A 13,016-nucleotide genomic window follows, 5' to 3' on the forward strand; every position below is an offset into this window, starting at 1 on the left:
ATTATATAATATGCTTCTTTCACTTTGGGCGCAAAGACCCCTGTGTATTTTAAATTGAGTATAACAAACAGATACACAATTGTCAATAGGAACACCACTATAAATGCTTTTTTGTTAATTATGTTTTGATTATATTTTGGTCATGTATTATGGATTTGCCCAAAACAAATATAAATAAAATCTCTTGAAACCAGCTTCATTCTTCCGCCTTAAGGGTTCCAAGAGATTATACTCTTAATTCACTATTATAATAAACTGTTTGTAATTATTTATTCATCATTGAACTGATAAATTTGTATAGCCCATCAAACTAAAATCAACTTCTTTCGCTACTTCCCTTCCTTCTCGAATAGCCCATACTATTAATGACTGACCTCTATGCATATCTCCTGCCACAAATACATTCTCTATATTAGTTTTATATCTGCCTTGTTCTGTTTTTACATTGGTTCTTTCATCTAATTCAACGCCAAATGCATCGGTTACATATTTTTGAGCACCTAAGAAGCCAGCAGCAATTAATACTATGTCTGCTTCTAATGTCATCTCACTTCCGGCTATTTCCACCATATTCATGCGCCCGGTAGCTTCATCAATTTTGCTCTCCAGTTTCACGATTTTTACTGCTGATAAAGCTCCATTTTTATCTTTCACAAACTCTTTTACTGTTGTTTGATACATTCTCGGATCTTTTCCAAATACCTCAATCGCTTCTTCCTGACCATAATCTGTTTTGCAGACTCTGGGCCACTCCGGCCACGGATTTAAATCAGTACGTTTATCCGGAAGTTTCGGCATCATTTCTAATTGTATTACTGACGCTGCTCCATGACGTATTGAAGTTCCCACGCAATCATTTCCGGTATCACCGCCTCCAATAATGATCACTTTTTTCCCTTTTGCAGAAATGTATTTATTATCTGCTAAATTGGAATTAAGCAAACTCTTAGTCGTTGATTTCAAGAAATCGACTGCAAAATAAATTCCTTTTGCATCTCTGCCCGGTACGTTAATATCTCTTGGATTTGCAGAACCACAAGCCAATACGACCCGGTCATACTCTTTTAGTATTTTAGATGCTTTCAAATCGGTACCAACTTCCACGCCAGTAACGAACTTAACGCCTTCTTCTTGCATTACATCAATTTTTCTATCTATAATATGTTTCTCTAATTTCATATTAGGGATTCCATACATTAATAATCCGCCAACTCGGTCTTCTCGTTCATATACTGTCACTGAATGTCCTCTTTTATTCAACTGGTCTGCCGTTGCAAGACCGGCAGGTCCACTACCAATGACTGCAATTTTCTTTCCTGTTCTTGCTTTTGGTGGATTTGCCTTAGCATACCCTTTCTCATATGCATTTTCTATAATTGCATACTCATTTTCTTTTGTGGCAACAGCTTCCCCATTCAAAGAACAGGTACAAGCTGCTTCACATAATGCAGGGCATACTCTTGAAGTGAATTCAGGAAAATTATTCGTCTTTTTCAAACGGTTGAAAGCCTCTTCCCAATTTCCGCGATAAACCAGGTCATTCCACTCCGGTACTAAATTATGTAATGGACAGCCAGAAGCCATTCCCATAATCATTGTACCTGCTTGACAGAATGGTACACCACACTCCATACAGCGCCCACCCTGTAACTGTTGTTTTTCTTCTGGTAAGGATACGTGGAATTCATTAAAATGTTTTATACGGACTTTTGGTTTTTCGGCTTTACTAATTTCTCTTTTGTATTCCATAAATCCTGTTGGTTTTCCCATTATTCTTTTTCCTCCTATCCTTTCGCATTCGCATAAAATGCTTCTATTTGAGCTTGTTCTCTTGAAAGACCTTTCGATTCCATTACCATGATAGTATGAAGCATACGTGCATAATCATGAGGAAGGATCTTTTTAAATTTGTGAAGATAATCACCAAAGTTTTCTAAGATTTCTTTTCCTTTTTCAGAATTAGTTAATGCCACATGTTCTTTAATCATATCTTTTAACTGAAGTACATCATATTTTGAACTTACTTCTTCTAATGAAACCATATCTTTATTGATTTTTGTATATAAATCACTTTTCTCATCCAAAACATAAGCAATTCCGCCACTCATACCAGCAGCAAAGTTCTTTCCTGTATCTCCTAATACTACAACGCAACCGCCTGTCATATATTCGCATCCATGATCGCCTACACCCTCGACAACCGCTTTTGCTCCTGAATTTCTAACACAAAAACGTTCCCCGGCTACACCATTGATATAAGCTTCTCCGCTAGTCGCACCATATAAAGCTACATTTCCGATAATGATATTTTTATCTTGTTTAAATTTAATTCCTCTTGGTGGATAAACGATCAACTTTCCTCCTGAGAGTCCTTTTCCAAAATAATCATTACTGTCACCTACTAATTCAAGCGTAAGTCCTTTCGGAATAAAGGCACCAAAGCTTTGTCCTCCTGCACCTTTACATTTTATTGTATAAGTATCTGCTTCTAATGTATCATAATATTTCTTAGTGATTTCTGAGCCAAAAATCGTTCCAAACGCGCGGTCCGTATTGGTAACATCTATTTCAATACTTCTCTTTTGTTTTGCATCCAGAGCTGGTTTTAACTTTTTCAATAAAACTTTTTCATCTAATGTTTTTTCTAATTTAAAATCATAAACCTGTTTTGGATCATAAGTAACTCTTTCATTTTGTCCCACAAATGGATTATTTAGAATACGAGACAAATCCACTTTTGCAGTTCTTTCACTTCTATTATCTTTTACCTTTAATAAATCAGTTCTTCCTACTAATTCATCAATGGTACGAAGACCTAGTTTCGCCATGTATTCTCTTAACTCTTGTGCAATGAACTGCATAAAGTTTACTACATATTCCGGTTTTCCTCTAAAGTTCTTTCTTAGTTCAGGATTCTGAGTCGCAACACCGACCGGACAAGTATCCAGATTACATACTCTCATCATAACACATCCTAATGTTACAAGTGGAGCAGTCGCAAATCCATACTCTTCGGCACCCAGTAAGGCTGCTATTGCTACATCTCTACCGCTCATTAGTTTACCGTCTGTCTCAATACGGACTTTGTTACGAAGACCATTCATAATCAATGTTTGATGTGTTTCTGCCAGTCCTAGCTCCCATGGAAGTCCTGCATTTTGTATCGAACTTCTAGGTGCAGCTCCCGTTCCTCCATCATAACCTGAAATTAAAATTACCTGCGCACCTGCTTTCGCAACACCGGCTGCTACGGTACCTACTCCTGCTTCTGAAACTAATTTCACAGAAATTCTGGCTTCTTTATTAGCATTTTTTAAATCGTAAATAAGCTGCGCCAAGTCTTCAATTGAATAAATATCATGATGTGGTGGAGGGGATATCAACCCTACGCCCGGAGTTGAATGTCTGGTCTTCGCAACCCACGGATATACTTTCTTACCTGGTAAATGTCCTCCTTCACCCGGCTTGGCTCCCTGTGCCATTTTTATCTGAATTTCTTTGGCACTAACTAAATACTTACTAGTTACACCAAATCTTCCGGAAGCAACCTGCTTAATTGCAGAACAACGATTCACACCATTTGGACCAACCGTTAGTCTTTCTAAACTTTCTCCACCTTCACCCGAATTGGATTTTCCCTTTAATTGATTCATTGCAATCGCTAATGCTTCATGAGCTTCTTGTGAAATAGAACCATATGACATAGCACCTGTTTTGAATCTTTGTACGATAGAAGCCACGCTTTCTACTTCTTCAACTGGTATTCCCTTTTTGGGATAATTAAAGGTTAATAACGATCTTAAATTGGATGTCCTTGTTTCCTCATTTAAATTCGCCGTATACTCTTTAAATAAATTGTAATCTCCACGTCTTGTTGCTTCTTGTAGAAGATGGATGGTCTGTGGATTATAAAGATGCTCTTCTGCACCACTTCTCATTTTATGCTGACCAATACTGTCCAAAGTCAAATCTAACTCAAGTCCCAGCGGATCAAATGCTGTAGAATGTAATTTTTCTACTGTATCCTGAATGTCTTGAATTTTGATTCCTCCAATTCTGCTTACCGTATTTGTGAAATATTTTTCAATCACTTCTTCATCTATACCAATTGCTTCGAATATTTGAGCTCCCTGATAGGATTGGATTGTTGAGATCCCCATCTTGGATGCAATTTTTACTATACCATGAAGAATCGCACTATTGTAATCATTAACAGCTGCATAGTAATCTTTATCCAACATATTCGTTTCAATTAACTGCTTAATCGTTTCTTGTGCCAGATATGGATTGATTGCACACGCACCATAGCCTAACAAGGTTGCAAAATGATGAACTTCTCTAGGTTCTCCACTTTCTAAAATCATAGCCACAGATGTTCTTTTCTTCGTCTGTACCAAATGCTGTTGAAGTGCTGATACTGCTAACAACGAAGGAATAGCAACATGATTCTCATCAACGCCTCTATCAGATAAAATCAGAATATTTGCACCTTCACGGTATGCCCTGTCTGTTTCCACACATAAATGATTGATTGCTTTTGCAAGACTTGTATTCTTATAATAAATAATAGGAATAACCTCTACTTTAAAACCAGGAACCTTCATGTTCTTAATTTTCAACATATCCGTATTGGTTAATATTGGATTATTTACTTTCAGCACCTGACAGTTAATCGCCTTTTCTTCCAAAAGGTTTCCATCTTCTCCTATATATACAGTAGTAGAAGTAATGATTTCTTCTCGAATCGCATCAATAGGTGGATTGGTAACCTGCGCAAACAGTTGTTTAAAATAATTGAATAATGGCTGATTCTGATTGGAAAGTACCGGAATCGGTGTATCTATTCCCATTGCACTAATCGCTTCTTTTCCTGTCTCAGCCATTGGCAATATTGAAGATTTAAACTCTTCATACGTATAGCCGAACGCTTTCTGCATTCTTGCTCTTTCTTTATCTTCTAACTTTGGAACACCTTGATTTGGAATTGGTATATCTGTCAATGAAATCAAATGTCTATCTAACCATTCTCCATATGGACGCTTATTTGCATATTCTTCTTTCAGATCATCATCATCAATTACTTTTCCACGAATCGTATCTACCAACAACATTTTTCCCGGACGTAATCTTTCTTTCACTATAATCTTTGTAGGATCAATATCTAAAACACCTACTTCTGATGATAAAATCAGTCTATCATCATCTGTTATATAATAACGGGATGGTCTTAACCCGTTACGGTCTAAAATGGCGCCCATCATGTCACCATCACTAAATAAAATTGATGCCGGTCCATCCCATGGTTCCATCATAGTTGCAAAATACTGATAAAAATCTCTTTTCTTCTGAGACATCGTACCATTATTATCCCAAGGTTCCGGAATCGTAATCATAACTGCCAAAGGAAGCTCCATGCCGCTCATTACCAAAAATTCTAAAGTATTATCCAGCATTGCGGAATCAGAACCTTCTGCATTGATAACAGGAAGCACCTTATGCAATTCATGTTTTAGATACTCAGATTCCATGGTCTCTTCTCTAGCCAGCATTTTATCGGCATTTCCGCGAATTGTATTAATTTCTCCATTGTGTACGATAATTCTATTTGGATGCGCTCTTTCCCAGCTTGGATTGGTATTTGTACTAAATCTTGAATGAACCGTTGCAATTGCAGATTCATAATCTGGACTTTGTAAATCTTTGAAAAATAAACGTAATTGATCTACAAGAAACATTCCTTTATATACAATAGTCCTGCTTGATAACGAAACGACATAGGTATCTTCATTGCTTTGTTCAAATACTCTTCTTGCAACATAAAGTCGTCTGTCAAATTCCAATCCCTGTTTCACATCTGCTGGTCTCTTGATAAACGCCTGCATTATATATGGCATACAGTCAACTGCTTTTTTTCCTAATGTTGCAGGTTCTGTAGGTACTTCTCTCCATCCGAGAAATTCCATTCCTTCCTTCTCAACAATAATCTCAAACATCTTTTTAGCCTGATTTCTTTTCAACTCATCTTGAGGGAAGAAAAACTGACCAACTCCATAATCTCTTTCTGAACCTAAAAAGACACCGAGAGGTTTCACAGCTTTGGAGAAAAATTTGTGTGAAATCTGTAATAAGATTCCTACTCCATCACCTGTTTTACCTTCGGCGTCTTTGCCTGCTCTATGTTCTAAATTTTCAACAATCTTCAGTGCATCTTCCACTGTTTGGTGCGTCTTCACACCTTTGATATTTACAACTGCACCAATACCACAGTTGTCATGCTCGAATCTAGGATCATAAAGTCCCGGATAACGAGTCTTGGCTTTGTTAAATTGTCCAACCATAGTCTCGTCCTTTCTTTTATTTCTTTTTTGTTGTTTTAAATGATATATTTTTTTATTTTTCATTTATTTTTGCACTAACTACTATACTACGTTTTTTAATATTTGTAAATAGTTTTTTTGTTTTAATTGTCTGATTATTTGTTTTTAGCGCTTTTATTTTCGTTTTGTCTGATATTTTAATGTATTTTTGTTTAATTATACCTTGTTTCTTATCAAAATGGAAAAGTCCGGTATATAGAAAAAAGATGGACTTCTAGGTGAAGACCCATCTTTTTTCTACTAATTTTTTATTTCTTTATCGTTTTTATTTTCCTTTATGTCTCTATTTTGACCTCCCATACTTCCCATTTCTGTTAAATTTAAGGAAGAAGCATCAATCAATTTACTTGCTTCATCATTCTGTCCATTTGTAGTTGCAGGAATCGTTCCTGCAAGTTGTCCTGAAACACTTTCAGCTCTTAGACTACAGAATTCTTTCAATGTATCAGTTCCTGCTAAAAATTCTTCATAGGTACAAAATGCTGTAGCATCATCTTTAACATAAGGTAAAATCATTTCTTTTGTTTTATCTATTAAATCATCTACATGTCCACTATCAAAACTTTCAGAAATAAATTCCGCAAAATATTTATGATATATTTCCAAATATTCTTGATTTTCTAATAATTTTGCTATCATCGGACGGGATTCTAAGTCACCTCCAAAAACCGGTGTGTCAATGGGATAGTTTACCATTGAAGTTGAAGTATTTGTTACATTTCCTGTATTTTCAACAGCATTACTTCCTGCATCACCTCTGCCCATTTTGCCGGCTGAAAAAGTTCCAAATGCCAAATTATAGTCCCAGGCAATCATAGATAACTTTCCTTCTTCTTCATACAAATAATAGTTATGTATCATACTTCCTGTATAACTATCGAAATTTACCACAAAATTATGCACAACAAAGTAACGCAGAACCTCATCTATATTAACTACTTCATCTAGGTTATCTCCTTCGTTCAACTGTTTCAGCGATAATATCAAACGCTCTTTATCCGTATTGGAAACTGATGTTTTTGCATTGTCAAAAATATTAGAATAACTGCTGTAGTCATTGTCTGTGTATACGAGACATACATCATCACTTCCCATACCCATCTTATTTCCATTCTTCCCTCGTTCTCCTCCCGGACCAAACATCTGTTTACTACTATCATCTCCTGGTGGAGCTTGAGCCTGATCCACTGTTTGCTGCATTTCATTTGGAGGCTTTTGATTCCTTTCTTTTGCTGAAAAGTCAGTATCTGGTTTTGATTCACCCGGTTTAAACTTTTCTGCACCATCTTTGCTTCCAGCCATATTCATGTTATCCGGTTTATATAAATCACCAGCTGTATCGGAACCATAATTTCTTGTAAGAAAAGAATCTTCTACTGCTTCTAAGGCCAAATAAAGCCCCCATTGATTTCCATTAACACTAATATTTGCATAACTGCAAAGTGGGGCATCTGCTCCCATAGAATTCATTAATTGATAAGTTAGATAATCTTTCATATATGTGTTGTCTTGTATCATATTATTCAGTATCAATTTGTCAAGTCCGTAATAAGAATTTCCATCTGTATAATGATCAAATTCTATTTTAAAACTATATCTATTGTTTCCATAACTTGCAACACTGGTTAAAGATGTATTCCCTTTGGCTCTAATTGCAACGTTTTTATAAGTTTCTCCATCAATGACAAGCGTACAGCTCATATACTCTTCTGATGCCGCATTTTTTAGAAACTCATCCCACTCATTTTCATCCATAATAATATCAATCGAATGAACCGTATCTGTCGAAAATATTTTTTCATCGTAGGCCTGTTGTACGGAGTTTTTATCTGTAACTGTTTCTGAATTACAAAAGCTCATAAATACCACAGTTCCAAAAATAGCCAGTACTATAATTACACAACAGATTTTGTCAATGTATTTATGTTTTGACATTTATTCACTCCTATCCCATATATTCTCCATTATAACTTACCAGAATTGCATTTTTTACGCCTGAAATATCAGCAAGTTGATTAATAAATGATGTGTCGTCTCCTTTTAATCTTATTTCATAGTTTAATTCGATATTATCTTTTGTGACCGTCTTACTTTTGATTATTTTTTTCTTCACATTTTTTCCCAAAAATGTATCCATCACTTTTTCAGCTTCTTGATTTTCGCAGTAAATCACTGCAATATATGGATTATCATATGTATTTTTATTTACAAAAACAAATAGCATAATTGCAATAAGCACCGAACCAAATACAGCCAATGGAATTAATCCTGCAGCCAATACAATACCGGCTGCAATACTCCAAAACAAAAATGCAATATCCATCGGTTCTTTAATTGCCGTCCTAAAACGAACGATAGAAAGTGCACCAACCATACCTAAGGATAAAACTACATTACTGGTCACTGCCAAAATCACAAAAGTACTAATCATAGTTAATGCAACTAAAGTTACACCAAAACTTGAAGAATACATAAGTCCACTATTCGTTTTTTTATAAACAAAAAAGATAAGCATACCTATAGCAAAGGCCAGCACCATTGCTAATACCATATCTACAATCGAAACACTTCCAGCATTTTTTAGAAAACTTGATTTAAATATATCATTAAAAGTCATAATATCCTCCTGAAATAGTAATTAGTTTATTTATTAGTAAATTCTACATGCCGCATACTTTGAAAAAGCACATGACATATTACGATTTGTTTGAATGATATCTCTTATAAAATCAGGTAAAAAGGTATCATATTTCACTTCCAAAATAATTGCTGCATCTCCAATTCCGATTGTAGGAAGTTGTTCATTAAAAAAATCTATCCCAAAGATACCTGACCGGATTTCTTTATCAAACGTAATTCTTACATTTCCAGCCCTGAAAACGTAGGGCTCTCTCACATAATCTACAATTGTTTTCGGACGCAATAATTGAGATTTCATCTTACTATAAAATTCAATTAATAATCCATCTGAACTTTCAGACATCCATTGAATATCACTAGCTATTATTTTCTGCGTCTCTTCTTTTGTAAGTAACGTTGAAATTTTATTAGTCAAACCATTGATCTTACTTTTCTTCTCAAGACGTATGAAGGTTTCCTCATCATTGTAGCAGCGTATCCTGAATTTTTCCCTGTAATTAATACCATTTATTTTTTCCTGTAATGCTTTATCCTTATAATTATCAAAATACAAACTACGAATTTTGTATTCTCCATCCTCATTCGCATAATTATCTTGATTTAAGACTTTCTTTAGTTTTTGACGTAAAGAATAATAATCACTATAGTTTAAAAAATGTTTATATTCATGCCTAAATTTCATCCTTTCACCACCTCCTTTAGTTATTTAACAAAAGCACTATCACATTATCTCTGATGATTGTGCTTTCATTGTGTTTGGTAAGTGATGAAATTCTGAACATTTTGAGCGTATTTCTCTATAATAGAAAAACTGCGAATGATGTTAAAACATCCATTCGCAGTTTTTTATTATTATTCTACTTTTTGTATATCATTTTCGTCTATTTCATCTGGAGCATTTTCTTCTTCTTCTATCATTTCTTCTTCAGCAGCTTCATCTTCTGTCTCAATCACTTCGCTACCCGAATTATTAAATTCATCAATAGTAACTATTTTGATCTCTGCCTTACTAACAAGAAATTCTTTCACTTTACGAAATAACAACTCTTCTGCTATCTCTTCTTTCCCATAACTTTCTTCTAAATCTGCCGGTTTTTTTAAACTTTCATCATTTTCTGAATTTTCTTCGAATAATTCTTTTAATCCTTTATCATATTCAGATTCATACAAATCAATTTTTTCTTTTTCAGCTATCATCTGCAATACCAAACATTCTTGAACCTGCATAATAACTTCTTCTTTTATATCTTCTTCTGAGACTCCCATATCCATACCATACTGCTCCGCCATTTCTTCATAAGAACTTTTAACCATATCATAATACTCATTATATAGTTCTTCCGGATATCCATCGACTTTGGCATTTTCCATTACTTTTTCAAAAACAGATTCTTGAGCTGAATCTTCTGCTACTTTTTTATTTTGCTCTTCTAAAGACTTTCGTAAGCCTTTTTTATATTCATCTACCGTTTTGTATTCTGTGTTTTTCTTTACAAATTCATCCGTTAATTCAGGCGTTGTATAAACTGATATCGAATTTATTTTCACCTTGAACTGAACTGGTTTTCCAGCAACAGATTCTGACCCTTCTTCATCGCCAGACTGAATCTCACCTTCAAACGTATCATAATCATCAGGAAACTTTAGATTCAGTTCCACTTCATCTCCAATTTTGGCACCAACTAGACCGGATTCAAATCCTTCGAAAAAATCTCCTGCTCCAATTTCTAAATCATATTCTTCAAAAGAACCCTCTTCATATTCTTTTCCATCTACTATTGCACTACAATTTATATTAACCGTATCTCCTTCTTGTACAGCACGATCTGTAATCTTCTCTTGGCTTCTATTATCCATTAAATCATAATCAATATTATTTTGTATCTCTTCATCTGTCACCTCAACAACTTCAGGTTTTTCTGCTTTTATTCCTTTATATTCACCCAAAGTTACATATTCTGACACTTTATAATCTTTATCTTTTTGTTTTACAACTTTTTCTCCACAACCAACCATAGTTGCTGCTATACATATCGCTAATGTTCCTAATAATACTTTCTTTTTCATTATTTCCTCCTTAAATTTAATAGCAAGTTCATTGTATATTTATAACATACTCTAACAAAAAAAGAAACTATTTTTATACCAATTTACTTTATTTTAATCTTTTTTATCAAATTGTTATTATAAAAAGAACAAAATTTTTCATACCTCTATCACCCTGATTTGTTAGCATAACCAAAAAATAAGTCCTAAATTTCGGACTTATTTTTTGGATTTATTCTTCTATACGACTTATATCACCATATGTAAATTTTCCTTTTTTTATCCACAAGGCAGATAAAACTAAAATGAAAAAAGCACATATTGTAACTGCCAAAAAAACGGATTGTATTTTATACAAATCACTGACTGGTTTGCATTCTGTAAGTAATATTGCTGTCATATTCGCACCTATATGCGCAAGAATAGGAACTTTAATATTTTTATATTTTTCCATTAGATAACCTAATATACAGCCCAATAAAGAAGCATAAACAAATTGTACCAAATTAAAATGATAGATTCCAAATAACAAAGAAGATATAATTATACCTGCTATTGGATTGATATATTCTTTTAATCTCTTATACAAAATACCTCTAAATAATATTTCTTCAACAATTGGTGCAAAAATTCCTGCTGCTAAAACTTCTACAATTATGCCAGAATCAAAAATAATCTTACTTACTTGTTGATACATTTTTGAATATTGTGCTATATTAGAAATTGTAACTAAACCATTAAAAAAAATGCAACCAGAAACTGCAAGTAGAAGAACCACAGCAAAATCGTTTATCTTAATCTTCGCCGGTAATTCATTTATAAAAAATGAACGCTTTTTATCTCTTTTATAAAAAATCAATAAGATTGGTATTGTTATAATTGCAGCTATCAAAGTAATATATAATCCATTTTGAATCAATTTTTCAGACAATTGATCCGATGCATTTATCACATTAAGTGTTATCCCACGTTTCATACTTTCATAGTAGATAAATATCATGATAATAAATGCACTCAAAAAAGATACCACTTGCGTAATCCCGAAGTAAATCCCTAATGGATATAAGATTCTCCAAATTTTAACTATTATATTTTCCTGCTTCATACAGTTCCTCCTCTTTTATTTCATTATTTTAAAAAGCAATTCATGCAATTTATCGATACTTTCCACGATATAATCGGCTCCTGCTTCTTCAAGTTCCCCCTCTTTTGCATATCCAATCTTCACCCCGATTGTTGTAAGACCGTTTTTTTTAGCGCCTATAATATCATGGCTCCTATCTCCTACCATTATAACATTATATTTCTCTTCTTCCTTTATTTGCAGACAGTTCAAAGCTTCTTCTATCACTTCTGCTTTATTTGTTCTCCTTCCATCCAATTCACTTCCGACAATTACTTGAAAATAGTCCGCAATACCAAAACGCTCTACTATTTCTTTGCAATAAACTGTTGGTTTGGAAGAGGCTAAACTTATCACTTTACCTGCATATTTTAATTCTTCTAATAGTTTTTTTATTCCTGGATAAATTTGATTTTCCAATATCCCGATTTTTGAATATCTCTCACGATATTTTTCCACTGCCAGTTCTGCTGTCCTTTGATCAAATCCATAACACTCCATAAACTGCTCCATCAACGGTGGTCCAATAAAATGTTCCAATTGATCCAGATCTTCTTCCTCAATATCAAAATGTTTAAGTGAATATTGCACACATTTTGTAATACCTTCCTTAGGATCTGTCAGTGTTCCATCTAAATCAAATAAAATTGTATGATACATAATTCTCCTTTCAGTTACGCGGATGTCTTTAACATTAGTTAAGAAAAGATATGTTTTACATTTTACCTTATCTCAAAAATAAAATCAATTGTCTTTCTCCTTGACACTTTTTTTGTACTATTGTATTATATTCGTAATACAAAACATATATTTAAACGCAATAAATCAAT

The 13,016-nt window shown here is 33.9% G+C and carries 8 protein-coding genes; all 8 read right to left on the reverse strand.

Annotated features, from left to right (window positions below; translation table 11 throughout):
• Positions 1-276: 276 nt before the first annotated feature.
• The gene (locus DWV06_RS06635) at positions 277-1,770 is read right to left on the reverse strand and encodes a glutamate synthase subunit beta (protein ID WP_115481399.1); all 1,494 of its coding nucleotides are present in this window, start codon (positions 1,768-1,770) and stop codon (positions 277-279) included.
• A 14-nt stretch (positions 1,771-1,784) separates the two neighbouring features.
• Positions 1,785-6,338 (reverse strand): glutamate synthase large subunit, encoded by a 4,554-nt coding sequence (gene gltB / locus DWV06_RS06640; protein WP_115481400.1) that lies wholly within the window; start codon positions 6,336-6,338, stop codon positions 1,785-1,787.
• 279 nt (positions 6,339-6,617) lie between these two features.
• A complete protein-coding gene (locus DWV06_RS06645; RefSeq protein WP_115481401.1) occupies positions 6,618-8,312 on the reverse strand; it encodes a CotH kinase family protein in 1,695 nt (564 codons plus the stop codon).
• Between the two features lie 10 nt (positions 8,313-8,322).
• Entirely contained in the window at positions 8,323-8,994 is a 672-nt protein-coding gene (locus tag DWV06_RS06650; RefSeq protein ID WP_115481402.1) for a DUF4956 domain-containing protein, read from the reverse strand.
• 33 nt (positions 8,995-9,027) lie between these two features.
• Positions 9,028-9,699: a polyphosphate polymerase domain-containing protein gene (locus DWV06_RS06655; protein ID WP_115481403.1), complete on the reverse strand. Its 672-nt coding sequence runs from the start codon at positions 9,697-9,699 to the stop codon at positions 9,028-9,030.
• A gap of 170 nt (positions 9,700-9,869) precedes the next feature.
• Positions 9,870-11,084, reverse strand: a complete 1,215-nt coding sequence (tig, locus tag DWV06_RS06660; protein ID WP_115481404.1) for a trigger factor — start codon at positions 11,082-11,084, stop codon at positions 9,870-9,872.
• Between the two features lie 211 nt (positions 11,085-11,295).
• Positions 11,296-12,168, reverse strand: a complete 873-nt coding sequence (locus DWV06_RS06665) for a CPBP family intramembrane glutamic endopeptidase (protein ID WP_115481405.1) — start codon at positions 12,166-12,168, stop codon at positions 11,296-11,298.
• Positions 12,169-12,183: 15 nt separating this feature from the next.
• The gene (locus DWV06_RS06670) at positions 12,184-12,846 is read right to left on the reverse strand and encodes an HAD family hydrolase (RefSeq protein ID WP_115481406.1); all 663 of its coding nucleotides are present in this window, start codon (positions 12,844-12,846) and stop codon (positions 12,184-12,186) included.
• Between the last annotated feature and the right edge of the window lie 170 nt (positions 12,847-13,016).

Origin of the sequence: Anaerosacchariphilus polymeriproducens (assembly GCF_003363435.1) — a bacterium.
GTDB lineage: Bacteria > Bacillota > Clostridia > Lachnospirales > Lachnospiraceae > Anaerosacchariphilus > Anaerosacchariphilus polymeriproducens.